This window comes from Leisingera sp. ANG49, from assembly GCF_059694505.1.
This window is the reverse complement of record NZ_JCATZN010000003.1, coordinates 147,653-172,823: the sequence shown is the minus strand read 5'-3', so window position 1 is coordinate 172,823 and position 25,171 is coordinate 147,653. Positions and strand designations below refer to the sequence as shown.

The 25,171-nt window shown below is 63.1% G+C and carries 30 protein-coding genes; 10 read left to right on the top strand and 20 right to left on the bottom strand.

Annotated features, from left to right (window positions below; genetic code table 11):
• Window positions 1-113: 113 nt before the first annotated feature.
• The 8 genes from AC58NV_RS11235 to AC58NV_RS11200 form a co-directional block, all read right to left on the bottom strand.
• Window positions 114-1,220, bottom strand: a complete 1,107-nt coding sequence (locus AC58NV_RS11235; protein WP_497227201.1) for a Zn-dependent alcohol dehydrogenase — start codon at window positions 1,218-1,220, stop codon at window positions 114-116.
• A gap of 127 nt (window positions 1,221-1,347) precedes the next feature.
• Window positions 1,348-2,685 (bottom strand): class-II fumarase/aspartase family protein, encoded by a 1,338-nt coding sequence (locus AC58NV_RS11230; protein ID WP_497227200.1) that lies wholly within the window; start codon window positions 2,683-2,685, stop codon window positions 1,348-1,350.
• Window positions 2,685-3,395: an alpha/beta fold hydrolase gene (locus AC58NV_RS11225; protein WP_497227199.1), complete on the bottom strand. Its 711-nt coding sequence runs from the start codon at window positions 3,393-3,395 to the stop codon at window positions 2,685-2,687. Before AC58NV_RS11225 ends, AC58NV_RS11230 begins: the two co-directional genes overlap by 1 nt.
• Window positions 3,388-4,179, bottom strand: coding sequence for a 3-oxoadipate enol-lactonase (gene pcaD / locus AC58NV_RS11220; protein WP_497227198.1), 792 nt, complete (start codon window positions 4,177-4,179; stop codon window positions 3,388-3,390). Before pcaD ends, AC58NV_RS11225 begins: the two co-directional genes overlap by 8 nt.
• A 70-nt stretch (window positions 4,180-4,249) precedes the next feature.
• Window positions 4,250-5,446: an endonuclease/exonuclease/phosphatase family protein gene (locus AC58NV_RS11215; RefSeq protein WP_497227197.1), complete on the bottom strand. Its 1,197-nt coding sequence runs from the start codon at window positions 5,444-5,446 to the stop codon at window positions 4,250-4,252.
• A gap of 45 nt (window positions 5,447-5,491) precedes the next feature.
• Window positions 5,492-6,469, bottom strand: coding sequence for a threonine ammonia-lyase (locus AC58NV_RS11210; RefSeq protein WP_497227196.1), 978 nt, complete (start codon window positions 6,467-6,469; stop codon window positions 5,492-5,494).
• On the bottom strand, window positions 6,466-7,296 hold the full coding sequence (locus AC58NV_RS11205) for an alpha/beta fold hydrolase (protein WP_497227195.1): 831 nt from the start codon (window positions 7,294-7,296) through the stop codon (window positions 6,466-6,468). Before AC58NV_RS11205 ends, AC58NV_RS11210 begins: the two co-directional genes overlap by 4 nt.
• A 7-nt stretch (window positions 7,297-7,303) precedes the next feature.
• The gene (locus tag AC58NV_RS11200; protein WP_497227194.1) at window positions 7,304-7,990 is read right to left on the bottom strand and encodes a haloacid dehalogenase type II; all 687 of its coding nucleotides are present in this window, start codon (window positions 7,988-7,990) and stop codon (window positions 7,304-7,306) included.
• Window positions 7,991-8,127: 137 nt separating this feature from the next.
• On the opposite strand from AC58NV_RS11200, the gene AC58NV_RS11195 reads away from it, so the two are divergent.
• The gene (locus AC58NV_RS11195) at window positions 8,128-8,556 is read left to right on the top strand and encodes an FKBP-type peptidyl-prolyl cis-trans isomerase (protein ID WP_366661270.1); all 429 of its coding nucleotides are present in this window, start codon (window positions 8,128-8,130) and stop codon (window positions 8,554-8,556) included.
• 115 nt (window positions 8,557-8,671) lie between these two features.
• On the opposite strand, the gene AC58NV_RS11190 is transcribed toward AC58NV_RS11195, so the two are convergent.
• From AC58NV_RS11190 to fabA, 5 genes are all read right to left on the bottom strand, one after another.
• Complete coding sequence (locus AC58NV_RS11190; RefSeq protein WP_497227193.1) at window positions 8,672-9,295, bottom strand: TetR/AcrR family transcriptional regulator; 624 nt, start codon at window positions 9,293-9,295, stop codon at window positions 8,672-8,674.
• Window positions 9,292-9,924 (bottom strand): HD domain-containing protein, encoded by a 633-nt coding sequence (locus tag AC58NV_RS11185; protein ID WP_497227192.1) that lies wholly within the window; start codon window positions 9,922-9,924, stop codon window positions 9,292-9,294. The genes AC58NV_RS11190 and AC58NV_RS11185 overlap by 4 nt, the downstream gene beginning before the upstream one ends.
• A gap of 128 nt (window positions 9,925-10,052) precedes the next feature.
• A complete protein-coding gene (locus tag AC58NV_RS11180) occupies window positions 10,053-10,844 on the bottom strand; it encodes an enoyl-ACP reductase FabI (RefSeq protein ID WP_497227191.1) in 792 nt (263 codons plus the stop codon).
• Between the two features lie 6 nt (window positions 10,845-10,850).
• A complete protein-coding gene (fabB, locus tag AC58NV_RS11175; RefSeq protein ID WP_497227190.1) occupies window positions 10,851-12,080 on the bottom strand; it encodes a beta-ketoacyl-ACP synthase I in 1,230 nt (409 codons plus the stop codon).
• A 45-nt stretch (window positions 12,081-12,125) separates the two neighbouring features.
• On the bottom strand, window positions 12,126-12,635 hold the full coding sequence (fabA, locus tag AC58NV_RS11170; protein ID WP_039158860.1) for a bifunctional 3-hydroxydecanoyl-ACP dehydratase/trans-2-decenoyl-ACP isomerase: 510 nt from the start codon (window positions 12,633-12,635) through the stop codon (window positions 12,126-12,128).
• A 217-nt stretch (window positions 12,636-12,852) separates the two neighbouring features.
• On the opposite strand from fabA, the gene irrA reads away from it, so the two are divergent.
• Window positions 12,853-13,269, top strand: a complete 417-nt coding sequence (gene irrA, locus AC58NV_RS11165) for an iron response transcriptional regulator IrrA (protein WP_497227189.1) — start codon at window positions 12,853-12,855, stop codon at window positions 13,267-13,269.
• On the opposite strand, the gene AC58NV_RS11160 is transcribed toward irrA, so the two are convergent.
• Complete coding sequence (locus tag AC58NV_RS11160; protein ID WP_497227188.1) at window positions 13,234-14,166, bottom strand: LysR family transcriptional regulator; 933 nt, start codon at window positions 14,164-14,166, stop codon at window positions 13,234-13,236. The two genes, irrA and AC58NV_RS11160, sit on opposite strands and share 36 nt — an antisense overlap.
• 99 nt (window positions 14,167-14,265) lie before the next feature.
• Here AC58NV_RS11160 and AC58NV_RS11155 point away from each other — a divergent pair, with 99 nt between their 5' ends.
• Window positions 14,266-15,063, top strand: a complete 798-nt coding sequence (locus tag AC58NV_RS11155; RefSeq protein ID WP_497227187.1) for a phytanoyl-CoA dioxygenase family protein — start codon at window positions 14,266-14,268, stop codon at window positions 15,061-15,063.
• A gap of 75 nt (window positions 15,064-15,138) precedes the next feature.
• Here the strand turns inward: AC58NV_RS11155 and AC58NV_RS11150 are convergent, their stop codons facing one another.
• The 3 genes from AC58NV_RS11150 to AC58NV_RS11140 all read right to left on the bottom strand — a co-directional run bounded on the left by AC58NV_RS11150 (window position 15,139) and on the right by AC58NV_RS11140 (window position 17,071).
• Entirely contained in the window at window positions 15,139-16,179 is a 1,041-nt protein-coding gene (locus AC58NV_RS11150) for a radical SAM/SPASM domain-containing protein (RefSeq protein ID WP_497227186.1), read from the bottom strand.
• A gap of 260 nt (window positions 16,180-16,439) precedes the next feature.
• Complete coding sequence (locus AC58NV_RS11145) at window positions 16,440-16,613, bottom strand: DUF1328 domain-containing protein (protein ID WP_260017514.1); 174 nt, start codon at window positions 16,611-16,613, stop codon at window positions 16,440-16,442.
• Between the two features lie 38 nt (window positions 16,614-16,651).
• Entirely contained in the window at window positions 16,652-17,071 is a 420-nt protein-coding gene (locus AC58NV_RS11140; protein ID WP_497227185.1) for a hypothetical protein, read from the bottom strand.
• An 87-nt stretch (window positions 17,072-17,158) separates the two neighbouring features.
• Between AC58NV_RS11140 and AC58NV_RS11135 the strand changes: the two genes are divergently transcribed.
• The 3 genes from AC58NV_RS11135 (at window position 17,159) to AC58NV_RS11125 (ending at window position 18,817) form a co-directional block, all read left to right on the top strand.
• Window positions 17,159-17,890, top strand: a complete 732-nt coding sequence (locus AC58NV_RS11135; RefSeq protein ID WP_497227184.1) for a Crp/Fnr family transcriptional regulator — start codon at window positions 17,159-17,161, stop codon at window positions 17,888-17,890.
• Between the two features lie 133 nt (window positions 17,891-18,023).
• Window positions 18,024-18,194 (top strand): DUF1328 domain-containing protein, encoded by a 171-nt coding sequence (locus AC58NV_RS11130; protein ID WP_366661279.1) that lies wholly within the window; start codon window positions 18,024-18,026, stop codon window positions 18,192-18,194.
• Window positions 18,195-18,319: 125 nt separating this feature from the next.
• Window positions 18,320-18,817 carry a Dps family protein gene (locus tag AC58NV_RS11125; protein WP_497227183.1) on the top strand — a complete coding sequence of 166 codons (498 nt, stop codon included), beginning with the start codon at window positions 18,320-18,322 and terminating at the stop codon, window positions 18,815-18,817.
• A gap of 162 nt (window positions 18,818-18,979) precedes the next feature.
• Here AC58NV_RS11125 and AC58NV_RS11120 read toward each other — a convergent pair whose 3' ends face one another.
• Window positions 18,980-19,795 (bottom strand): response regulator, encoded by an 816-nt coding sequence (locus AC58NV_RS11120; RefSeq protein WP_497227182.1) that lies wholly within the window; start codon window positions 19,793-19,795, stop codon window positions 18,980-18,982.
• Between the two features lie 30 nt (window positions 19,796-19,825).
• Between AC58NV_RS11120 and AC58NV_RS11115 the strand changes: the two genes are divergently transcribed.
• From AC58NV_RS11115 to AC58NV_RS11100, 4 genes are read left to right on the top strand one after another with little or no spacing between them, the layout of a single operon-like run.
• Entirely contained in the window at window positions 19,826-20,083 is a 258-nt protein-coding gene (locus AC58NV_RS11115; RefSeq protein ID WP_366661282.1) for a NepR family anti-sigma factor, read from the top strand.
• Window positions 20,076-20,633 (top strand): RNA polymerase sigma factor, encoded by a 558-nt coding sequence (locus AC58NV_RS11110; protein WP_497227181.1) that lies wholly within the window; start codon window positions 20,076-20,078, stop codon window positions 20,631-20,633. The genes AC58NV_RS11115 and AC58NV_RS11110 overlap by 8 nt, the downstream gene beginning before the upstream one ends.
• Window positions 20,630-22,402, top strand: a complete 1,773-nt coding sequence (locus AC58NV_RS11105) for a sensor histidine kinase (RefSeq protein WP_497227180.1) — start codon at window positions 20,630-20,632, stop codon at window positions 22,400-22,402. The genes AC58NV_RS11110 and AC58NV_RS11105 overlap by 4 nt, the downstream gene beginning before the upstream one ends.
• Window positions 22,377-23,864 carry a phospholipase D family protein gene (locus AC58NV_RS11100; protein ID WP_497227179.1) on the top strand — a complete coding sequence of 496 codons (1,488 nt, stop codon included), beginning with the start codon at window positions 22,377-22,379 and terminating at the stop codon, window positions 23,862-23,864. Before AC58NV_RS11105 ends, AC58NV_RS11100 begins: the two co-directional genes overlap by 26 nt.
• Window positions 23,865-23,984: 120 nt before the next feature.
• Here the strand turns inward: AC58NV_RS11100 and AC58NV_RS11095 are convergent, their stop codons facing one another.
• Together AC58NV_RS11095 and AC58NV_RS11090 are read right to left on the bottom strand one after the other, a co-directional pair.
• The gene (locus AC58NV_RS11095; protein ID WP_366661286.1) at window positions 23,985-24,110 is read right to left on the bottom strand and encodes an entericidin; all 126 of its coding nucleotides are present in this window, start codon (window positions 24,108-24,110) and stop codon (window positions 23,985-23,987) included.
• A 10-nt stretch (window positions 24,111-24,120) separates the two neighbouring features.
• Window positions 24,121-24,609 (bottom strand): hypothetical protein, encoded by a 489-nt coding sequence (locus tag AC58NV_RS11090; RefSeq protein ID WP_497227178.1) that lies wholly within the window; start codon window positions 24,607-24,609, stop codon window positions 24,121-24,123.
• Window positions 24,610-25,171: the final 562 nt, after the last annotated feature.

Below are 25,171 nucleotides of genomic sequence, written 5' to 3'. Positions count from 1 at the left end.
TAGCGGCGCCTGCCTGAACCGGATCCGCTAAGGCCGGCAAGGCGGTCAGCGGCAAACGGGGGGACCAGGAACGCGCAAATCTATCGAAAATTCCTGGCGTTTTTGGGGACAGGTCAGCCTGCTGTGCGCCCATGACTGAACACGATGACATTCCGCTTCGCGCTGCCGGTCTTGGTATCGGCAATTGCCTCGTTGATCTGGTCCAGGGACCAGCGGCCGGAAATGAGCTCATCCAGCTTCAACCGCCCTTGCTGGTACAGATCCACGATCCAGGGAATGTCCCGCTGGATTACTGTGTCGCCCATCTTGGAGCCGATCAGCCCCTGTCCCAAGGCAGCCAGCACAACAGGCTCGTAAGCTGCATTGGCGCCCGAATGCGGCATGCCGATCAGCACCGCCTTGCCGCCGCGGGCCAAGTAGCGCAGCGCCTGATCGTAGGCGGGAATGGCGCCGACCGTGACCAGCACTGCATCGGCACCGCGCCCGCCAAGAGCTTTGTGGGCAGCCTTCCAAGGCTTGCCTTCGGTTGCAAGCACCCCGTGGGTGGCGCCGAACGCCTTGGCGGTCTCCAGTTTCTCCGGGTTCATGTCGACCGCAACAATGCGGCGGGCGCCTGCAATACGGGCGCCCTGAATGGCATTGAGGCCGACGCCGCCTGCGCCGATGACCACCACGTCTTGGCCCGCGCGGAGCCGGGCAGCGTTGACCACCGCACCCACACCGGTGATCACTCCGCAGGAAATCAGCGCTGCCGCGTCCTTTTTCATTTCTGCGGGAATCCTTACGATCTGGCGCTGATCCACCACCACTTTCTCGGCAAAGGCGCCACACGCCATCGCTTGGTCCAACGGGGCGCCGCTGACCGTTTTCAACGGCCCATTCACCGTGTCATAGGGCGTTTCGCAGATCACTGGCCTGCCACCCGCACAGGAAGCGCAGGTGCCGCAACTGCGGATCAGTGTGACCACGACCGAGTCGCCCGTCGCAAACCCCTGCACGCCTGAGCCAACTCCGGTGATCACCCCGGCGGCTTCGTGACCGTAAACCGCAGGCAGATGCCCGCCCCAGGCACCTTCGGCATATGAGATGTCGCTGTAGCAGATCGCAACCGCGTCCAGCGTGACCTCGACTTCCCCCATTCCGGGCGGTGCCAGCTGCACATCTTCAATGACCAGCGGGGCGCCGAATTCGTGGCAGACAGCGGCTTTAATGGTTCGCATGATCGTCCTTCCCGTTTACAGTCAGGGTGACGCGCCAACGCAGCTGCATCAAGCAGCAATGTGCCGGATAGAGCGCGTTGTAACGCCACGGAAAACGCCGCGCTTTGCAAAGCCTGGTGCAATCCGGTCAGGAACCGCGCAGGCCGTCCGCACGCTTGCTGAACTGCAGGGCTTCCCATGGCGCATGGCCCATCTGCCTAGCCGGGTCAAATAACGCATCCGCATCCAGCTCCGGATAGTCCCGCACAACAAGATCCCGCAGTGGAGTGCGCGCGGCCTGAGCCTCCTGGCATAAGGTCTTTACCGCCGCCTGGGCATCGGGCCGCGGTATCTGCGCCGCCAGGGCAAAACTCAGTGCTTCGGCGTGGATCAGGCCCCGCCCGGCTGAAAGCGCCGTCGCCATAGCCTCAGCGCGCGGCGAAATATCTGCGCAAAGCTCCTTGCCTGTTCTTGCTGCACTTGCCGCGCCCAGAACGATCTGCGGCAGGCACATCCATTCGGTAAACCAGGCTGCTCCGTCGCGCTGATGCTGCTGCATTGAGGCGCCCTGAAGGACGGAGGACAAGCCGCTGCCTTGCCGGGCCAGCGCTGCCAGCGCTGAGGGCGCCACCGGGTTCTGCTTCTGCGGCATGGTGGAAGAGGCGCCGGCTCCTCCAAGCGAGACTTCTTCAGTCCCGCTTTGCGTCAATGCGGTGCAGTCCTCGCCGATCTTGCCGAAGGCCAGGGTCACACGGAGCAGCCAATCTGCGATCCGCAGTACCGGCGTCCGGTCCGTGTGCCAATTGCGTCCTGGATCCCGCAGCGCCAGTCCCTTTGCCATGGCTGCCCGCACTTCCGGTGCCCTCGGCCCCAGCGCGCTGGACGTGCCCGCCGCGCCGGAAAGGGACACCATCAGGCAGGACTGCCGCAAGCCGGGCAGCTCTTCCAGCAGGTTCAGCAGCGGGGTGCCCCAAGCCGCCGCCACCGCGCCAAAACTGGTGGGGGTTGCGTGCTGCCCGTAAGTGCGGGCGGCCATCGGCAGCTCCGCATGCGCCCTAGCGAGTTTGCCGAGCGATAGGACAGCGGCCTTCACGTCCGCCTCAACCAGCGCCAGCGCCTGGCGCAGCCGAAGCATCAGCGCGCTGTCCATGATGTCCTGCGAAGTCGCGCCCCAATGCACATACTGAGCATGTTCGGGCGCCTTCATTTCTTCGCGGAATGCGGCCACCAGACCCGGCACCGGCACACCGTTCTGCCCGGTGGGCCGTTTCAGCACACCCGGGTCGACGGCGATTTCCACCACGGCCCGCCCGATCGCGGCAGCGCTTTCCTGCGGGATCACGCCTGCCTCGCCTTGCGCCTTGGCCAGGGCGCCCTCCACCAGCAGCATCGCGCGCACTTCGGCGCTGTCCGAGAACAGCCGGCTGACTTCGCCGCTGCTGAATAAGTCGCCATAAACCTGGCTGTCAAAGACAGAGCCTGCCATCAGAAGTCCTTTACGATCTGCCCCAATAGCTCTGCCAGGCCTTCAGGGTCGGCGAAGAAGGGCGAGTGGGAGGTATTCAAATTATGGGGCCGCCCTGTCGGCAGGCGGGCCGCCATCTGCGCCTGGTATTCCGGCGGAATGATCCGGTCTCCAGTGCAGCGGATGTAGGCTTTGGGCACAGCCTCGAACCGTTCGCTCAGGCGGATCGGCGTGTCCTGCGGCAGGATCGGCTGCACACAGAGGTTTTCCATGGCGAAGCGCACGGCTTCCGCCGGGCAGTCGTGGTAAAACAAGTCAGGCGTTGTTTCCGGCATCAGGCTGTAAGCGGTGCCTGCCGTGTTCTTCTGAGTGGCGCCTTCAAGCGTTTGCCGCGGCCCTGCCTTGCGCATGTCGATCAGGGACATGCCGCTGACCGGCAGATAGGCGCAAAGGTAAATCAGTCTGCGCACGCGCGCCGGATGCGCCTCTGCCGCAGCGGAAATGGGAAAGCCGCCCCAGGAATGCCCGACGATCACAGTGTCAGGGGAGGAGGCTGCCGCAACCGCCTCGGCTGTTTCGGCCAGTGTCACGCCCGCGGGATCGCGCCCGTCCGCGTGGCCGGGCAGAGTGATGGCGCGAGCAGTGTGGCCGCGGGCCTCCAGCGCCGGGATCACGTCGCGCCAGCACCATGGGCCGTGGCAGGAGCCGTGAACAAGAAGAAACTCAGCCAATGTGCCCAGTCTCCCTCAGGAAGGCCGCCAGGCGGTCAGCGTATTCATCCGGCTGCTCGACGCAAGGAATATGGCCTGCACGCCGGATCAGATGAAACTGGCTGCCGGGGATCAGGTCCACCGTTTCACGCACCAGGTCGGGCGGGGTGGAGCCGTCCTCGGACCCCGCAATACCGAGGCAGGGCAGCCTCAACCCGCTGGTCGGCGTGTAGAAATCGGTGCCCGCAATCGCCGCGCAACAGCCGGCATAGCCGTCGCGCGATTGCAGCACGAGCATGTTTCGCCACAACTGCAGCTCCGGCGTGGCGCGGAAGCCGCGGGCAAACCAGCGTTCCATCACCGCATCGGCCAGCGCCTCGATGCCATCTGTCTGAACCGTTTGAACCCTTTCCTTCCACATCTCGGCGGTGCCGATCTTGGCTGCGGTGTTCGACAGCACTAGTGCCCGCACCTGATCCAGCCGCTTCACGGCAAGTCCCTGCGCGATCATGCCGCCGATCGACAGGCCCACGAACATGCAGTCGCGCACTTCCAGGTGGTCCAGCAGCCGCTCCGCATCCCGAATAAGCGCACCCATCGAATAGGGGGCAGGCGGGCAGGAGGACAGCCCATGCCCGCGCTTGTCGTAGCGGATGATGCGCAATCCTGCGGGCAGCCTTTCCACCACAGCATCCCAGACCCTCAGGTCCGTGCCGAGCGAATTGGCAAACACGATGGGGGCGCCGCCTGCGTCGCCGTCAACGCGGTAGTGAAGCTGGACGTCGCCCAGATCTGCGATCTGCATGGAGAACCTCGTTTCTGCTCCGCCGCAGTCTACCTGCGCCGGGGCAGGAAGGTAAAGCAATCGGCCAAGCTCAGCTTCTCAGCTCCATATGGGCCATGATCTGCCCGTGATCCGAGGCCAGTTTATTGTAAGGCGCTTCCGGATGGCTGCCATCGGTTAGGTGGTCGTTGAATACGCTGTAGTAGTGCATCTTGCCGACCGCTCCGTGCCAGTCCGGGTCGAAGTGGCGGGACATGTAGATCTGGTCGATGCTCTCGTGAACTCCGCCAAAGGCCGTGGTGTAGACCACATCGCGCAGGGATTTCCGCAGGAACATTTTCTCCGCCGAGCGCAGCCGAACCCGGTCGATGGCTTCGCGGATCTGCGCGTCCTCTGCCTCGCTGTAGCGGTCGCCTGCATGCTCAGCATCATGGCGCAGCATCCAGGCATAGTTCTTGAACGGCGCCTCACCGGAAATGATCTCGCTGCTCACAGCATGTTCACCGTCGTTGAAATCCCCCAGGACCATTACCGGGCGGCCTTGCTCCAGCTCCTCCAGCACCGCCCGGCGCAGCACCCAGGCTTCGCCCATCCGCCGCAGGGCCGCGCGCAGTGATCCCATTGCCCGCCCAGCCCCATCATAGGCCGTCAGCACCGTCTCAGGCGGGTAGGGGGCGCCTTGCGGCTTGATGTATTCACCCAGTTTCGACTTCAGATGGCAGTTGAACACGCTGATCACCTGGTCTCCAACCGGCACACGCACCTTCAGGATTGGGCGAGACAGGCGGCGCAGAGTGTAAAAGCCCGCGTCTTCTTCCTCGCCCAGGCACGCCATCGGAATATCCAGCGGCTGAGACAAGTCCTGGATCACGTCCGGCTCGCCTTGAAAGCCAAAGCGCGAAAGTACCGCCAGCCCGGGCCGCCGCTTGCCCGGCTCGTCCGCATCATTGAGGTTCGGAGCAAAGGCCAGCTCTGCCTCGGAATATGAGCCATAGGCCAGTTTCTGAAAAATTGCCTTGCGGTGATAGCGTTTGGCGGGATCGGGGAGGCTGGCTGCATTGGCTTCTGCCCCGCGCCGGTCGGTCTCGGCGATCACTTGGCGCAGTGGAGTTTCCTCGAAAATTTCCTGAAACCCGACAATATCCGCGTTCAGGGTCAGCAGCTGGTCGGCCATCCAGTCGGCCTTCCAAGCATATTCCTCCGGCGTGTAGCTTTGGAACCGGTAGTATTCCCGCTCCGGGCCGATCAGGTTTTTGACGTTGAACGAGGCGATGGTGAAACGTGTCATGACGTGTCCCCCTGGCTGCCGTGCGGACAATCGCGCGGCCAGGTCTCAAGCATAGCGCGAGAGCGCCTCCCGGAACAGCTCTGCATCCACATTGCCGCCGGTTGCCACGGCAATCACCGCATCGCCTTCAATCTGGTCCGCGTGGAACAGGGCTGCCGCCAGCGATGCGGCCCCGCCCGGCTCCAGCACGATTTTCAGCCGCAAAAAGGCCAGCGCCATGGCCTGCATCGCCTCATCCTCGGTGATCACAATGCCTGGTCCGCACAGGCGGCTGAGGATCGGGAAAGTGATATCCCCCGGCTGCGGTGTCAGGATGGCGTCGCAGATGGATCCGGATTGGCTGGGGTTCTGCCGGATTTCGCCTGCCGCCAGCGACCGGGTCACATCGTCAAAGCCTTCCGGCTCCACCGGGCGCACCCGCAGGCCCGGTGCGCGGGCTTCCAGCGCCAGGGCAATGCCGGAGGACAGCCCGCCGCCGCCGCAGTTGACCAGCACATCCGCTTCGGTGATGCCCGTTGCTGACGCTTGCTCCGCAATCTCCAGCCCGCAGGTGCCTTGGCCCGCAATCACCAGCGGCTCGTCATAGGGTTTGATCAGTGTCAGCCCGCGCGCTTCCGCGTGCAGGGCGCCAACCGCCTCGCGGCTTTCGCCGCCCGCACGGTCATAGAGCACCACCTCAGCACCCAGATCGCGGGTGTTCCGGATTTTTAGCTGCGGTGCGTCAGCGGGCATCACGATCACCGCAGGCGCGCCATGCGCCTTGGCGGCCGCCGCCACACCCTGCGCATGGTTGCCGCTGGAATAGGCGATCACCCCGCGTTTGCGCTCATCTTCACCCAGTGCCGAGACCGCCGACCAGCCGCCGCGGAACTTGAACGATCCGGTATGCTGCAGGCATTCCGCCTTCACCAGCAGGTGCCGCCCGGCGATCTCGTCCAGAAACGGCGAGGACAGCAGCGGAGTCTTGCGGGCATGGCCCTTCAGCCGCTCCGCCGCGGCTTCGATCATGGCAATTGAGGTCATCTGATCTGGTCCAGAACTGAATGGATGAGGGCGAGCGCTTCCGGCTCGTCCAGAAAGGGCACATGGCCGCGGTTCGCTATTTCGGCGGCCTGCAACGCGGGCAGGCGGCGCAGCATCTCCGCGAAGGTTCCGGCGCTCAGAATATCGGAGTTCGCGCCGCGGATCACGCCGCCGGGCAGGCCGTCCAGCGCCAGGAACAGCGGCCAAAGATCCGGCGGCGGTCCCGCATCTGCCTGCGCCAGCAGCGCGTCGCGCAAGCGCGGGTCATAACGCAGGGAAAGCCCTTCCGGCGTTTGGTCGTAAAAGGCTTCTGCCTCCTCCCTCCAGCGGGCGGCGGGCACGTCAGGAAAAGTGGGTGCCATCAAGGCGCTGAGGGTCTCAGCGGCCTGTGCCCAGGTCTTTGCCGCCGGGCGGCGGCCCACGTATTCCATGATCCTTGCAATGCCGCCGGGCGGGATCTCCGGGCCGACGTCATTCAGGATCACCGCCGAAAGCCTGTCCTTGGCCATTGCCGCCAGCGTCATCGCGACCAGCCCGCCGCGAGAGGTGCCAAGGATGGCGGCTTGGCCGAGACCCAGATGATCCAGCAGCGCCAGCACGTCCTGCGCCTCGCGCAAAACGTTGTAATTCAAGAAGTCCGGGTCATGATCCGACTGCCCGCGCCCGCGCGCGTCCAGCGTTATCATCCGGTACCGTGCGGCATGCGGTTCGAAGTAGCGGAAATCCCGGCTGTCCCGGGTCAGACCCGCAAGGCACAGAAGCGGCGGGCCTGTGCCGGCATCTGAGTAGTGCAGCTGCAGCCCGTCAGAAGTGCCAAAATGTGGCATGCGCGCTTCAGCCCTTGGCGAGGTCAGGGATAGTCGTCAGATCCGGCAGGATATGCGCGGGTTTCCAGGGCAGCCGGTCCACTGGCTCGCCGGCGCGGTTCACCCAGGCGGTGGTGAAGCCATAGCCGGAAGCGCCCGCTGCATCCCAGCCGTTGGAGGAAACGAACAGCACGTCTTCCGGTGCGCAGCCAAACCGCTTTCCGACCAGATCGTATACCCGGGCGTCGGGTTTGAAGGTGCCGACGCTTTCCACCGACAGCACATCATCCAGCACGCCCCCCAGCCCCGCTGACTGCACCGCACCATCCAGCATCGCGGGGGAGCCGTTCGACAGGATCGCAGTGTTCATGCCCGCGTCTTTCAGTGCTTGCAGCATCGCAGGGACTTCCGGGTAGGCCTGCAGCTCCCAGTACAGATCCAGCAGCCGCTGGCGCAGAGCCGTATCGCCGTGCAGCCCCGTCGCCTCCATCGCCCAGTCCAGCCCATCCTGGGTCACGTTCCAGAAATCGGCGTGGGCATTGGTGATGGAGCGCAGCCAGGTGTACTGCAGCTGCTTCAGCCGCCAGTGGCTGGCCAGCTCCGCCCAGTTGTCCTGCAGATGCGGAAACTCCGGCTCGCTGGCGGCCTGGCGGGCAGCGGCGGCCACATCGAACAGGGTTCCGTAGGCGTCAAAAATACAGGTGGTGATTGGCATGGGGTCCTCCCTTGCGGCGAGAGTTGCACGAAGGCAGAGAAGGGGCAAAGCGGGAAATTGTACCCATACGGGTTTACATCGCGTCTGCGGGCGCTAGGCTGCACGCCTTTATCAACCCGCAACCAATTGGAGGTCTCATGACCGGGGTAAAGAACGGCGACACCGTACGCATTCACTACACAGGCAAGCTGACGGATGGCACCGTTTTCGACAGTTCCGAGGGGCGCGACCCGCTGGAGTTCACCGTGGGCGCAGGCCATGTGATCGCGGGTATGGACGCCGGCCTTGAAGGGATGGGCGTTGGTGAAAAGAAAACCCTCGAAATCCCCTGCGCAGAGGCCTATGGCCCGATCAACCCCGCCGCACGGCAGGAAATCCCGCGCGAGGGCATCCCGGCGGACATCCCGCTGGACCTTGGCACCCAACTGCAGATGCAAAGCCCTGATGGCCAGGTGCTTCCGGTGACCGTCGTGGAAGTCAGCGAGGAAACCGTGACCCTGGACGCCAACCATTTCTTGGCTGGCAAGGATCTGGTGTTTGATATCGAGCTGGTTTCGGTAAACTGACATCTTTCGCACCGCAGGCGGGGGCTCCCGCCCATTGCGGTGCGGTCTGCAGATTGCATTGTCACCTGTTGGGCCCGGCGGCGCAGGTCCGTCAGGCGGGAACGTGATAGGGGCCTTAGCCGGCGGTTCGCCTTGCCTGGGCGCCGTCAACGAGAGCGGCAATGCTGTTTGCCGCGCTTTCCGCGAACTCTTCCAGCGTGGGCCGGGCGGCACCGGAGCGGGCGCGCAAACCGATAGAGTGAAGAGCCGCGGCGGCTAACCCCGCCGCCGTTTCCAGATTCTGCGGTGCGGCCAAAGGGGCATGGCGCTCCAGCAACCGGCGGAACTGATCGTCGCTTTGGTTCAGCTTCTCCAGCAGCTTTTCGCGGATCTGCGGATGCGCAGGCGCCTCTGCCCCGGCGGTGGAAAAGACCAGGCAGCCCCGGCCGCCGTCCTCTGTCAGGTAAAGGTCCAGCATCGCCGAGAAGACTGCCCGCAGTGCCGCGTCGAGCGGCGCATCTGCGGGCACCTTTTCAACCAGGTATGCCCTTGTTCTGGCCGCAAAATCGTCCATCGCCGCCAGAAACATATCCTCTTTGCCGCCGAAAGCGCCGTAAAGACTGGGCCGTACCAGCCCGGTTGCCTTGGCCAGATCGTCAAGCGAGGTTGCGGCAAAGCCCTTGGCCCAGAAGCAGCGCATGATGGCCTGCCGCACCTCGGTCTCGTCGAACTTGCGCGGGCGCCCGCGGCCCCGGCTCATTCCGGGAAATCCGCGCCGTGCAGCATGTCGCAGAAATGCGGCTGGTGGAAACCCGGCACGTTCCGGCGGGCCACATCTGCCCCGAAGTTGTGCATCGCTGTCATCGGTTTTTCCGCATAGATCCGGGTCAGAGCCTGTTCCATGGCCTGTTTGAAGCCGAGGCGGGGGTAGGCGTCAAGCACCTGTTCCATCAGTTCCGGGGTGATCCTGTCGTGCGGGATCACGCCGACGTCAATGCCCGCACCGATTTGCACCAGTGCTGCTTCCGGCGATTTCTTTTGCGGGATGGAAAACGTGGTGTGCAGTGCGATGGCGTCCCAGACCCGGTCGATGCGGGACTGCTCCACATTCTGTGCTGCAAGAAAACGCGCGGCGGCATCCGCGGCATCCACTTCAAACCGGTCATCACCCTTGTAGGCTTCTGTCAGGCCCAAATCATGCAGCATGGCGGCGATGTAGAACAGCTCCGGATCATAGGTCATATCCATCTTCCGAGCCATCAGCGCGCCGAACGCATGGGAGCGGCTCACATGGTTGTAGAGGAAAGGCGCGCTGGCCATGCGTGCCATCTCATCGGCGGCGGCGCACAACGCGGTATCCGGCGGGGTTACAAGGTCAGTCAGTGGCACATGAATTCTCCTGCGTCTGCAATGCCGGTTATTATTATGCGATTCGTTATAAAATACAGACGGCAAAGTGCTGGCAAAAGAAAAGGCGCCGCAAGGGCGCCTCAACTTTTGAAATTGCGGGCAGTTGATCACAGGTGATCCGGCTGCGGCATCCCCAGGACATGGAACCCGCCATCGACCCGGATGATCTCGCCGGTGGTGCAGGCGCCGGCATCCGAGGCCAGGTAGACAGCCGTGCCGCCGACCGCCTCCAGCGTCGCGTTGTCGCGCAGCGGCGCGTTCTGGGCGGTGTGCTTGAAAGTCTTGCGCGCACCGCCGATGGCGGCCCCGGCCAAAGTCTTCATCGGACCGGGAGAGATTGCGTTCACGCGGATGCCTTCCGGGCCCAGATCGTTGGCCAGGTAGCGGGTCGCGGATTCCAGCGCCGCCTTGGCAACACCCATCACGTTGTAGTTCGGGACCACCTGGTTCGAACCCTGGTAGGTCAGGGTCAGCAGGGTGCCGCCACCGTCCTTCATCAGCGGGTAGGCGCGGCGTGCCACCTCGATGAAGGAATAGGCCGAGATATCCAGCGAGTTTTTGAAATTCGCCCGGCTGGTGTCCAGAAAGCGGCCGGTCAGCTCGGACTTGTCCGAGTAGGCAATCGCATGGACCACGAAGTCGATCGTGGGCCAGCGTCCCGCCAGCTTCTCAAACGCAGCATCCAGCGAGGCATCGTCGGTCACATCCACATCGACCATGAAGTCAGAGCCGACGCTCTGCGCCAGTGGCTCCAGCCGCTTGCCAAAGGCTTCGCCCTGGTAGGTGAAGGCCAGCTCGGCCCCGGCATCCGCCATGGCCTTGGCAATGCCCCAGGCGATGGAGCGGTCATTGGCAACGCCCATAATCAGGCCGCGTTTGCCTGTCAGCAGTCCCGCCATCGTCGCTTATCCCTTGTACTTGCTAAGAACCATCGAGCCGTTGGTGCCGCCAAAGCCGAAGCTGTTGGTCATCACCGAGTCGAGGCCGGCGTTTTCCACCAAGCTGGTGGCAATCTCACCCGGCAGGATGCCTTCGGCGAGGGTGTCGACATTGATCGACGGGGTAATAAAGTCGTTATCCAGCATTAGCAGGCAGAAGATCGCCTCCAGCGCGCCGGCAGCGCCCTGGGCGTGGCCGGTCATCGACTTGGTCGAAGAGATCGGCGGCACGTTGCCTTCGCCGAACACACGGCGGGCGGCTTCAACTTCGCCAACATCGCCGACCGGGGTCGAGGTGCCGTGCGCGTTGATGTAATCCACCTTGCGGCCTTCGGGCAGGGTCGACAGCGCCAGTCGCATTGCCCGCTCGCCGCCTTCGCCGGAGGGCGCCACCATGTCGTGGCCGTCGGAAGTGGCGGCAAAGCCGGTCACCTCGGCATAGATCTTGGCACCGCGGGCCAGCGCATGCTCCAGATCCTCCAGCACCACGATGCCGCCGCCACCGGAGATCACGAAACCGTCGCGGTCCTGGTCAAAGGCGCGCGAGGCTTTCTCCGGCTCATCGTTCTTCTTGGAGGACATCGCGCCCATGGCGTCGAACAGGCAGGAAAGGGTCCAGTCCAGCTCCTCGCCGCCGCCGGCGAACATCACGTCCTGCTTGCCCATCATGATCTGCTCCGCTGCGTTGCCGATGCAGTGCAGCGAGGTCGAACAGGCCGAGGTGATCGAGTAATTGATGCCCTTGATCTTGAAGGCGGTCGCCAGGTTCGCCGAGATCGTCGAGGACATACATTTCGGGACGGCAAAGGGGCCGATCCGCTTGGTGGCGCCGGACTTCAGCACGGTCTGATGCGCGGTCAGCATGGCAGAGGTCGACGGGCCGCCGGAACCGGCCACCAGCCCGGTGCGCTCGTTCATCACCTGATCCTCGCTGAGGCCCGCATCGGCAATCGCCTGGCTCATGGCGATATGGGCATAGGCCGCACCGGGGCCCATGAAACGCAGGGTACGCTTGTCCACATGCTCGGCGACGTCGATCTTCAGCGTGCCGGCCACCTGGCTGCGGAAGCCGTGCTCAGCCATTTCCGGGCTGGCAACGATGCCGGATTTCCCGGCCTTCAAAGAGGCGGCGACCTCTTCGGCATTGTTCCCGATGGAGGAGACAATCCCCAAACCGGTGACGACGACGCGGCGCATGTGCGTACTCCTGTTTCTGTGACTTTTGTCCTGCCGGGAAGCGTATCAGCTTTCGGACAGGGCCACTTTCATATCCTTGACCTGATAGATCACTTCACCGTCGGCCTCGACGATGCCGTCCGCGACACCCATGGTCAGGCGGCGTGTCTGCACGGCCTTGGTGAAGTTGACGCGGTAGGTCAGCATCTTGCGGTCCGGACGCACCATGCCGGTGAGCTTCACCTCACCCACACCCAGCGCGTAACCGCGCCCCTGCCAGCCGCGCCAGCCCAGGTTGAAGCCGGTCAGCTGCCACAGGCCGTCGAGGCCGAGGCAGCCGGGCATGATCGGGTTGCCGGGGAAATGGCAGTCGAAGAACCACAGGTCCGGGGTGATGTCGAACTCCGCAATCACATGGCCTTTGCCGTGCTCGCCGCCATCGCCGGAAATTTCGGTGATGCGGTCCATCATCAGCATCGGCGGGGCCGGCAGCTGGGCGTTGCCCGGACCGAACAGCTCGCCCCGAGCGCATTTCAGCAAATCGTCCTTGTCAAAGCTGCTGGGGTAATCGGCCATCCGGGCGCATCTCCTGCGTGAGGTTCGTGTATATATATATCTGGATCCCTGTAGCACCCGGCCAAAGGGTCCTGCAAGGGGACCCCGCGTCACTTCCTGCGCTGATTATGCCACAAGGGCTATGGAAAGCGCTTGCCAGCTGCGAATGAATTTCATTTGAAAAACCCCGGGTGTTGCTCCTATATATACGGTCAGCAACGCGACGCAGGACCTGCTCATGACGCCAAACAGCGAAGAAGTGGCCACACGCTGGCTGACAGATGCCGGGCTGAGACCCACCCGTCAGCGGGTTGCGCTTGCCGAATTGCTGGTGGGCGATGGCAAGCACCGTCACATCACCGCAGAAAGCCTGTTCGAGGCGGCCAAGAAAAACGGCGCCGCGGTGTCGCTAGCCACGGTCTACAACACGCTGCGCGCCTTCTGCGACGCTGGTGTGCTGCAGGAAATCCCGCTGGACGGCTCCAAGAGCTATTTCGACACCAACACCCACGACCATCCCCATTTCTTCTGGGAGGACGAGGGCCGTGTGAGCGATGCGCCGGCGCAGGAGCTGGTGATTCACAAGCTTCCGGAAGCGCCCGAAGGGATGGAGATCGCCTCAGTCGACGTGGTGATCCGCCTGCGCAAGCTCTGATCTTCCTTCGCTTAAAACGTTTCGCAGAATCTCGTGTGCCTGGAAAGCCAGGGAGGTCCCGGGCAAGTGTGCATGGGCGGCGAGAATCACAGGCTCTTCCGCTGCCGGATCGCTGACCCGCACCGCGCACAGTGGTTTGCCGTCATAGCTCATCCCGCCGGGGGGCAGGCTGTAGCTGATGCCAACGCCTTCGCCATTGGCTGCCAGGCTGCGCAGCAGCTCCAGCGAATCCGCCCGGTGCGCGATCCGCGGCACCAGCCCATGTGTTTTGAAAAGCCCCAGCATATGCTGCAGTGACATCCCCTCTTGCGACAGCACCAGCGGGAATTTTGTGAGTTCCTGAAGGGTAAGGCCGCTGCGCTCGGCCAGCGTATGTCCTGGGGGCACAAGCGCGTGCGGCACATAGCGGTCCAGCTCAATCCGGCTGAACGCGGCATCCAGTCCCAAATCATAAGTGATTGCCAGATCTGCTTCACCTTCGGTGAGGGCCGTGATCAAGGGTTCGAACCCGCAGGCGCGGTGGCTGATTTCGATCTCGGGCATAGCCTCGCGCAGGGCTTTAAGCGCCGGTGCCAGCAGGAAAGGCGCCAGGTCCGAAAAACACGCCAACACCAGCCGCTTTTGCCCGGCTCCAGCGCCCTTGGGGTCTTCCAACTGGGCGGCCTGATCCAGCAGCATTTGCGCCTTCTCTGCAAACAGCCGCCCTTGCGGGGTAAGGGACAAAGCGGCTCCGCGCCGGCGCAGGAACAGCGGGTGGCCCAAATGGTCTTCGATCCGGCTGAGGGCTGCGGACAGGGCAGGCTGACTCACATGCACGGCCTCGGCCGCGGCCGACAGGCTGCCGTGCCTGGAAACGGCGCAGATGTATTCGTAGTGGCGCAAGGTGAGGTATAACATGTGCTGAAGGGTATCTTAGAAAGATATGATTTGAAACTATGCCAGTGCCGCGGCAGGAAGGGCGCATCAGAAATGCATCATTCAGCAGCGGAGGCAGCAATGGTCCACCCCCTCATCACCCCGGAACATGTCGAGCAATACCAGCGCGACGGTGTGGTCCTGATCCGCGGGCTGTTCGCGGAGCAGGTCGAGTTGCTGCGTGCGGGCGTCGCCGCCAACATGGACAACCCGGGCCCCTATGCCTCGAATAACGAAAAGGCAGGCCAGACAGGGCGCTTCTTTGACGATTATTGCAACTGGACCCGGATCCCGGAGTTCCAGCAGGCCATTCAAGAGTCCCCTGTCGCAGAAATTGCCGCCGACCTGATGAAATCCACCTCGGTGCAGATGTTCCATGACCATGTGCTGGTCAAGGAGCCAGGCACCTCGATGCCGACCCCGTGGCATCAGGACGGTCCCTACTATTTTGTCGAAGGCGAACAGACCATCAGCTTCTGGTCGCCGCTGGATGAAGTGAAGGAGGCCACCCTGCGATGTGTGGCCGGTTCGCACAAATGGGAAAAGGAAGTGCTGCCGACCCGCTGGGTGTCGGAAGAGGACTTCTTCCCGGATGAGGGCCAGTACATGCCGGTCCCGGACCCGGATGCCGAAGGCATGACCGTGCTGGAATACCCGATGCAGCCGGGTGATGCGGTGGCCTTCAACTACAAGATCCTGCACGGTGCGCGCGGCAATACCTCCACGTCGCGCCGCCGCGCATTCTCGCTGCGGCTGGTGGGCGACGATGCCCGCTATGTGGAGCGCCCGGGCCGCACATCGCCGCCGTTCCCGGGCCACGATATGCAGCCTGGCCAGCGCCTGCGTGAAGACTGGTTCCCGATCTTGCTGCAGCGGTAAAGGGGAGGGGGCGTTGCCCCCTCGGCCTGGCGGCCTTCACCCCAGAGTATTCTTGCAAAGATGAAAGCCGGCGGCCTATTTCTTCAGGTCGCGGCGGATGCCCATGTTCTCAGCGTTGGAGAAGGAGCAGGTTTTGCAAATGCCGAACTGCTTGAGGAAGCCGCGCTTGCGGGCACGGGCGGCCTCGTCCGAGCGGTAGGCGGCGAGGAAGCCGTCCTTTTCCACATTAGGCAGCTGGATTACCTGGTCGTAGTCGATGCAGCACAGTCCCAGATCGCCGTTCCAGAACACCACCGACTGGAACAGCGGCACCGTGCACATGGCATGGCTGGTGTGGCGCGGGTGGCGGCGCAGTTCCTTCTGCCGCGGCAGGAAATGCGCGAATTCGCGTTTCTGATCGGCAGAGGTGTACGAGCCGATCGAGAAGGTCTTGAACCGGACCCGGTCAAAACCGGCATCCTTGGCCCAGGCCTCCATTTCGTCCATCTGCGGTTCGGAATAACTGGTCAGCAGCGTCTGCAGCACGGTGACAGGCGACTTGGAGCCGATCTGCTTCTTGATGGCCAGGAACTCCTCAATGCTGGCCTTGACGTCATCGAAGTCGGAATTGACCCTGTAGGCTTCCTGCGCCTCCTTTGAAAATCCGTCCATGCACAGGTTCACCCGGGCCAGCCCGGAGCGGATCAGCCGCTCGCTCATCTCCGGCGTCAGGCGGGTGGCGTTGGTCGACAGATAGGTGTCATGGCCGTTTTTATGGGCATAGTCGATGAAGTCCGGCAGGTCCTTGTGCAGCGTGGGTTCGCCCGAGAAGCTGAAATAGATTGCGGGCTTTTCGCGCTGGTCCTTGAAATCGTCGATGATCTTGCGGAACACATGCGGCTTCATCATGCCGCGCTTGCGCTTCATCGCAAACGTCACCGGGCAGACAGGGCAGCGCAGGTTGCAGCTGTTGGTGGCGTCGATGATGATGATCTTGGGTGGGCGGCGGAAGAAGGACAGCGGCAGCAAGCGGGCCAGAAGGTGCAGCGCCCGTTCGTGCAGACCCGGCGGGTTGTCGGGCAGGTCTGGCTGCGCGGAGCCCGGATTGAGGTCGGGGGCGGGGGCGAGATCTTGCATGGGGCTGTCTCCGATCTGTGCGTGCACAATCAACCTTAAAGACTGCGGGCCGACTGGCAAGCTTTTGGCCGGTCACAGACCGTGAGGTGTGCGTGAGAGGCCGCCGCTGGCTTGGAGCCTGGATTGGCGGCAACAGCGGGAAATACTTCGGCGGGGCCTCTGACCAAACAAGCCGGATGGCGGCTTCCCCCCGGAAAGCCGCCATCCGGTACTGCATGCCCGGGTGTCAGCCCCCCCGGAACGCAGTGTCCGATCCTGCGTTACACCGGGGGTTTGCCCTTCACTGCGCGTGCCACCATTGCGGCAACGAAAAGGATCAGGAAGATGACGAACAGGATCTTTGCAATGCCCGCGGAAGCGCCGGCGATGCCGCCAAACCCAAGCAGCGCTGCAACCAATGCGATAACCAGAAATGTAATTGCCCAACCAAGCATGTCGTTACTCCTTATTAAGGGGCTGCCAGATGCAGCAGTCAGGTTACCAACCCGGGAACGCCGGTTTTGTTCCCGGGCCTTTGGTTCCGCGGCAGCAGATGGGCCATGATCATCCGGGTTGAAACCGGTCTGGCGAGCACCGGCCACTGCAGCCGCGGCGATCGCCTGTCCAGTTCCGATTCAGCTGTGCTGCCCATCAGCACCAGCCTGCCGCCTCGGCTGCAAACGGCCTGGTCGATCCTGAACCTGACAACCGTTTCGGATCCGCACACCATGAAAGCCACTGCAATCCGCCGGTATCTTGACAGCACCGGGAGGGCGGTTTCCTGGCCCTTCTGCACGCTGATCTCTGCAGTAGGATCGAAATCCTGTATGGCATCGCAGATATCGCAGGTGACCAGATAGCTCTTGGACGCAATCAGGTAGACATGCGCGCAGCCGCGGTTGAGCGTTTCCATTGTTTTGCTCCCCCTTTGACCCGGCACTTTGGAACTTTCCGGCTCCGGGCGCATTAAACTGTGACATAAACAAAGTGGGGAAAGATGATGTCTGCGACCGCCTGCCAGAACTGCCCGCTGCGCAAACGGGCCATTTTCACGCCGATGTCGCGCGAGGAGGTCGTCTTTACCCAATCCTTCAAAACCGGTGAAATGGTGGTGGATGCAGGCACAACAATCCTGCTGGAAGGATCAAACAGCCCGCAGCTGTTCACTGTGCTCAAGGGGATGGGCACACGCTACAAGACATTGGAAAACGGCCGCCGGCAGGTGATTAATTTCTTGTTCCCGGGCGATTTCGCCGGGCTTCAGGCCGGGCTCATGGGCGAGATGAAGCATTCCGTTGAAGCAACCACCGGCATGACGCTGTGCGTGTTCCGGCGCTCCGCGCTGTATGAACTGTTCCAGCATCATCCCGAACGCGCCTACGACCTGACCTGGATTGCCGCGGTGGAGGAGCATTTCCTTGGCGAAACCATTGCCTCTCTGGGGCAGCGAGATGCCCGGCAGCGCATCGCTTGGGCGCTGGTGCGGATATACGAGCGGCTGAAGGCCGTCGGCATGGAGGTCAAGAATGCCGTGCCGCTGCCTTTCCGTCAGCAGGACCTGGCTGATGCGCTTGGGCTGTCCCTTGTGCATACCAACAAGATGCTGAAAACGCTGCGCGACACCAAGCTGGCAGAGTGGCAGAACGGAATGCTGAAGATCCGCAACATTGCCGCGCTCGCGGAATTGGCGCTGATCGAAACCTCATCCCCGGATGTCCGGCCGCTTATCTGACGGGGCAGGATGCCCCATTTCTGGCTGAGGGCGTGATCCAGCCTGCCCGGCGGGCTGGCCCCAATTCTCCACATGGAACATTTCCCTGGGCCGCGGGTTAGTACGGTGACACACGCAACCGAAAGGACACGGCATGCTTTACTGGGCACTCGTCTTCCTGGCCGTTGCAATCATCGCCGGTATCTTCGGATTTGGCGGCATTGCCACGGCCTCAGCAGGGATCGCGCAGATCCTGTTCTACATCTTCCTGCTTCTGTTCGCTGCGGCTGTGATTGTCCGGCTGCTGCGCGGCACCTTCCGCTGAACAGTGGGGCTGGCAGCGGCCTTTTGCCGCCGCTCCGGTTTCGTTCCGCAAGCCGGATGGAACAATCCGCAGCAGCCTGCGTTTCTTCCCAAGTGAGTAACTTTAGACAGCAAAAGGAGTTTCCCATGACTGGCGCACTTACCGCCGTTCCAAGCCCTGACAAAGTTGACACCGGCGTCAGAGACACCGGCGCAATCGCAGACGGCCTGGCGGATGTGCTTGCGGATACCTACCGCCTGGTTTTCAAGACACATGCTTGCCACTGGAATGTCGAAGGCCCGGCCTTCTATTCGATGCACAAGCTGACGGAAGAGCAATACGAAAACATGGTCACCGCCGCCGACGCCTTGGCAGAGCGCATCCGCGCCCTGGGGCATCTGGCGCCGTCGTGGATGGACGAGGTGCTGAACCGCTCGAAGATTGAAGATCCCAGCGGCAAGCTCAACGCCGGCGAAATGGCGCAGGACCTGGCTGCAAGCCACGAGCGTATCGCCCAGCGGATGCACGCGCTCGCCGAACTGGCGGGGCGCCGCCGCGATATCGTGACAGAGGATCTGGCAACCGCGCGCTCCGCTTTCCACGAGCAGGCCGCCTGGATGCTGCGCGCAATCGCCAAATCCTGACCTTATGAAAAATGCCCCGCCGCCCTGCTTCCGTCCCGTCTGGCAGGGTGGAGCGAGACCCCCGGCTGAGTTGTCGGCCGGGGGTTTTCAATGCTGAGATCAAAGAAAGACCCGGGCCGCAACGGCGGCCCGGGAAATGCAAGGGCAAGCGATTAACAGGCGTCAGGCTTTCAGGGTTTCTGTCGAAGAGAAAAACATTGCCTGGCTCACCGCTGAACGGACTTGTTCCTCGGTGTAGGGTTTGGAGATCAGAAAGGCCGGTTCCGGCCCTTCGCCGGTCAGCAGCCGTTCCGGGTAGGCGGTGATGAAGATAACCGGGCGGTCGCCATGCCTGCCGAGTATGCCGTTGACGGCGTCGATGCCGCTGGAGTTGTCGGCCAGCTGGATATCAGAAAGGATCAGATCGGCAGGCCTCTCGGCCGCCAGTTCCATGGCCCGGGCCTCGGTGCGGGCAATGCCCGTGACACTGTGGCCCATCCCCGTGACGATGGCTTCCAGATCCATGGCGATGACCGCCTCATCCTCGATGATCATGATCTGGCCCGCAGTGGCGCGCGACATTTCCTCGTAAGCGATCGAAATCAGCTCGGATGCCTCGTCTTCACCGACCCCCATGATGATGCCAACGCTGGCGGCACTGAACTCCTCGATGGTGTGCAGCAGCAGTGCTTCACGGGTGTTCGGGGTCAGCTGGCGCAAATGCCTTTGCGCCTTGGCCGCAAGCCCGGTATCACCCTCGTCTTCTCCTGCCGGTGCCCCCGAGGAGGACCAGATTGCATGGAAAACCCGGAACAGGGCCGCCTTGGGCGACAGGCCGCTGTCATAGTCGGCTTCCCCCGCCAGGATCGCCTCCAGCGCTGCCAGGGCATATTTGTCGCCGCTGCTCTGGCTGCCGGTCAGCGCCCGCGCATAGCGGCGCAGATAGGGCAGGTTGGCGCCGATCTGGCTGGCGATCAGTTCTCCCGATTGAGCGGTCATTGTGCGACGTTCCCTTTTTTTACAATATATATGGAACTATACGCACCGCCGCGCGTTTGGTTCCAGAAACAGCGCAAAAAATTGATGGATCGCATGACACAGCCACAACGTGCCCGGCCCCGCAATGAACAGGCCGACCGCGAAATCGATGAAAATCTCAAGCGCGCCTTCGATAAGGTCGCGAGCGAGCCTGTTCCGGACAGATTCACCGACCTGCTGAAGCAGCTGAAGGAAAAAGAGACCCAAGAAAAAGCGAAACAGTCAGAGGAGCACACCTCAAATGACTGATAATCTGGCCGATCCGAGAGACGACCTGGTCAATCACCTGGGCGCTTTGCGGGCCTTTGCAATAAGCCTGACCCGCAACAGCGCCACTGCCGATGATCTGGTACAGGACACGCTGGTCAAAGCTTGGACCAACATCGAGAAATTCGAAGCCGGCTCCAACATGCGCGCCTGGCTGTTCACGATCCTGCGTAACACCTTTTACTCGCTGCGCCGCAAGCGCAAGCGCGAGGTCGAAGATGCAGACGGTGCGCTGTCCGGCAGCCTGGCGCAGAAACCCGATCATGACGGGCGGCTGCACATGCGCGACTTCAATGCTGCCTTCGCCCAGCTGAACGATGAGCAGCGCGAGGCGCTGGTGCTGGTCGGCGCAAGCGGCTTTTCCTACGATGAGGCCGCAGAGATGTGCGGGGTTAAAACCGGCACCATCAAAAGCCGGGTGAACCGCGCCCGTGCCCGCCTGGCGGAGCTGATGGACCTGGACGAAGACGGCCAGATGGAGCTGACCGACACTGTCACAGCAGGGATTGTCGCTCAGCAGAGCGCCGCATGATTTCAATGCCGCGGCTGCAGGCAGGCGGGCTGCTGGCCCGCCTCGCAGCGCTGATGACATTTGCGCTGCTGCCGCTGGGCCTGATCGCTCTGTACCAGACCAATGCGGTGGTGGAGGAAGCCACCCGGCTGTCGCATGCCTCCCTGCTGGACCGCACCGAAAGGGCCGCGGCCAGGGAGCGCGAGCTGCTGCAGCGGGCAGGCGGGGCGACAGAAGGCGTCGCAGCGGCCATTTTGCCTGTTTTTGAAGACCGCCGCGCCTGCGGGAACCTGCTTCGGGCTTTTACCGAAGGCCAGAACCCGTTTACCTTTGCCGCCTTCATCACACCGGAAGGCCGGATGACATGCGCCTCAGACGGCAAGGTGCGGGACGTCTCCGAGCGGTGGATGTATCTGAAGGCCCGGCAAACGTCGCAACTGTCGTTTGCCCTGGGCCGGAACCTTTTAGGGGAAGGCGGTTCTTTCCTGCTGGCCACCAGCCCGGTGCAGCGCGATGGCATCCTGCTGGGCTATGTGTCGATTGCCATCCCGCACAGGGTGTCCGCGGTCCGGTCCGGCAAGAACTGGTCCGACAGGGGAATTCAGTTTGTCACCGTCGACGCCCAGGGGGAAATCCTGTCCTCCAGCGTGCCGGAGCAGCAGGCCGCTCAGGTGCTGCCGGTATCTGTGCCGCGGCGGGATTTGCTGGACCGCACCGGGGAGACCTTCTTTGAGGATGACCGTTCCGGCGACGAACGGTTTTTTGCAGTAACGGAGATTCTTCCCGGTCAGGTGTCGGTGGTCGGCAGCTGGCCGGTGGAAAATGCCATGACTGCAGCAAGAAACCCGGCCTCGCTGATGACCGTCGCTTTTCCCGTGCTCATGTGGCTGGCGGGGATGTCCGTGGCACTCCTCGGCCTGCAGCAAATGGTCATACGCCACCTCAGCGCGCTGCGCCGGGCTATGCGCCGCTATGCGCTGGGCGAGCGTGAAGATCCCAAGCTGGAACTCGCCAACCCGCCGCGCGAGTTCGAGGAGGCACAGCAGTCCTTCAACAGGATGGTTGTCATCCTCAGCGAGGCCGAGCGTCGGCGCGAACTGGACCTTGAGGAAAAGACAGTTCTGCTGCGCGAGGTGCACCACCGGGTCAAGAACAACCTGCAGCTGGTTGCCTCGATCATGAACATGCAGGGCCGCAGCGCACAGACGCCCGAGGCCCGCCGGATGCTGTCACAGCTGCAGCGCCGGGTGCGGGGGCTGGCCACCATTCACCGCAACCTGAACACCAACCCGGATATCACAACCGTGGACAGCCGCGACCTGATCCGGGAGCTGATCGCGGAAATCGGTTCGATGAACGCCGGAACGGGGCAGGAGATCGTGATCGAAACCGACCTGGCGCCCGTGCCGCTGAGCCAGGATCAGGGTGTCACGCTTTCGATGCTGGTGTCGGAGGCGATGACCAATGCGGTCAAATACCTGGGAGTGCCGGAAGGCGGGCGCCCGCGAATAGATGTCCGCCTGCATGAAACAGCGGAAAACTGGCTGGAGCTTGAAATCACCAACACCAAGGGGCAGCCGCTGGTCACGGAGGGTGACGGCATCCAGGGCACCGGCATCGGGGCAAGGCTGATGAGTGCATTCGCGGCACAGCTGGATGGCGCCGCCAGCACGCACGAGACCGAGGCGGGCTACACCTACCGGCTGGGATTTCCCGTTGTTGCCGGGGCGGTGCCGCCAGCCGCACATGACAAAGAACAGGATCATGACACAGCAGAACCCGCAGCCTGATGGCGTCAGCTGCCCGGAATTTTCAGTGCTGGTCACGGCGGAACAGGCTTGGCCCGCATTTGAGCGCGCTGTGCTGGAGGCCAGGCAGGAATTCACGGCGAGCTTCCGCCTGTTCGACTTCGCCACCCGGCTGCTCAGCCCGGAGGCCAGGGAAGCAGGAGAGACCTGGGCAGAGCTGATCGCCGCCGCCCTGCGGCGCGGCGTGCAGGTCCGTCTGATCGTAAGCGACTTTGACCCGGTGATGGCTGCCCCGCTGCACGCCGCCGCACAGAACACGCTCGCTCAGGCCAGAGAGATTGCCGCCGGGCTTTCGCGGGAAGAAGCCGTGCGGCTGTCGGTGACTGCGGCGCTGCATCCGGCCCGGGCAGGTATTCTGCCGCGGCTGGCGTTTTCGCCGTTCGTGCTGCGGAAACTGCGGAAACTGCCGCAGCGGCTGCGGCCCTCTGCCGCGGAAACCGGCCTGCCGCAACTGTATCCCGTCTCGCATCACCAGAAGGTTGCGGTGATCGACCGCCAGGTTCTGTACATCGGCGGGCTGGACCAGAACCGCCGCCGGTATGACACCGCCGCGCACGATCAGCCGGCGTTCAAAACATGGGCAGACGTGCAGCTGCTGCTGCGCGGCCCCGAAGCTGAAGAAGCCGCAGATCATCTCGACAGCTTTCTGGATGATATCGCCGGGCGCAGAACGCCGCCTGCCCGCAAGCACATCCGCCGCACCTTGTCGGTTCCGCGCCGCGCGGGCTTTTGGGCTCTGTCGCCGAAAACCGTTCTGCGCGAAATAGAGGAAGACCACTTGGCCGCCTTTGCCCGCGCCCGCCGCATGATCTATCTGGAAACCCAGTTTCTGCGCTCCAGCGTCATCGCCCGCGGACTGGCGGACGTCGCCCGCGGCAACCCTGATTTGTCGCTGATCCTGATCCTGCCGGGCTTGCCGGAAGATGTCGCGTTCGACGGAAATGAGGAGCTCGACGCCCGTTACGGCATGGCGCTGCAGGCCGAAGCGCTTGAGACGGTAAGCGCGGCCTTCGGCTCCCGCGCCTGTATCGCCAGCCCGGTGCAGCGCCGCATGGCCGCCCGGGACGCCCCCTCGACGCTGGCCGGCTCTCCGCTGATTTATTTGCACAGCAAGGCGCTCATCACCGACCAGGACTTTGCCATGGTCGGTTCAGCCAATCTGAACGGCCGGTCGATGCGCTGGGACACCGAGGCGGCTTTGCGGATCACCCGTCCGGACCGGGTCGCGCAGCTCTGGCAGGCGCTGGCCCGGCACTGGTGGCAGGAGGACCTGCCGCAACAGGCGCTGGACCCGGAACGCGCCGCCGATTGGTGGCAGCGTGAAATCCGCCGCAACCAGGTGCGCCGCCCGGAAGCCCGCCGCGGGCTGCTGGTGCCGCATGATCCGGACAGGATGGCAGAGCTGCAGCAGCCCTTGCCGGGCGCAACTGAAGACATCGTTTGACGCCGGCGGGGTCGCAGCCGGAAGGCAGAACGGTTCGAAATCCAACCCGGCCAGGGTTAAGAAAAGACCCGGCGCAGTGCTGCGCCGGGTCATTGAAGCTAAGGGAAACGCTCTAAACCTCTACTGCGCTTCCTGGGATTCCTCAGTGATTTCATCGCCAAGGTTCGACACATCCCTGCCGAAACCTTCAGCGGTTTCGCAGGCGGCCAATCCGGCCAGTGCCAGCAAGGCTGTCAGGATACGCATGCTGGCCTCCTTACTTGAGCTTCGAGGCCACATTGCCTGCAAAGGCATCGATGATGGCGTTGTAGAACAGATCGCTGTCGACGGTCACAATCGCTGGATCGGTACCCTCGGGGTAGTAGGCGTTCAGCTGATCCGCGGACACGGTCAAGTCATACCGCATGTCCTTGGATGCGTCGGCCATATCGATGTCGACATCGCCTTTCAGCACCCATTCGCCAACACCCAGTGCCTGCTCAAAGTTGCTGGCCAGCGCAACCGAGTCGATCTCGACATGGATTTCCGCGGCCTCTTCGGCATCAGGCTCGGCGATCTGGCCCGCCAGCTGTTCCGCCAGTGCGGTTTCCAGGTCGGTCTCAAGGCTGGTCCAGACTTTCGCCGCGGGGAGGTTCTCGATCGCGCTCAGGTCGGCAGTCACGTCAATGTCGGAAACCATGGACCCGGCCGAAACCGCAGTGGCCATGGCAGCAACGAGGGTGGTGGTGCGGATCAGATATTTCATTGTCGATGTTCCTTTCCAGTTAAGTCCCGCTCGGGGATGCACTGGCAGAACGCACGGGGCTGAGCAAAGGTTCCTGGTTCAGCCTGAAAAGCTGAGGTTGCACAGGCGCATAGGCGGATTTTTGCGGATTTCTGGCAGGTGGAACCGCAGTGCTGCCAAGGCGTTGGTTTTCAAGCCGGAGCAACCGCCAGAGGGGACATATGACACCGGAAAAACAGCCCGTTGAACATGTGCAGAAGGAAACCGGCAGCCCGGCCTGCAGAAACCGCGGCGGCATCACTGTCAGCCGGTTTGCGGAAGAACTGGGGCATTATTCGCTTCCGGCTGTGCGGGCGGTCCCGGGCCATGGCGGTGGTCACGCCGCTCCGCGGGGCGCGCTGCATTTCCTCTGTCCGCGGCGTGCCGGTCTTTTTGGCCTTCCGCGTGCCCCCGGCGCAAAAAGACCGGGCTCCGATCCGGAACCCGGTCCTGCAGGCCGCTTGGGTCTGATGCCCGCCTGGGATGCCGGTACGAGGCAGGAAACCGGAAGCCGGGCTGGCCATCAGGCGGCAGTCCTCATAAG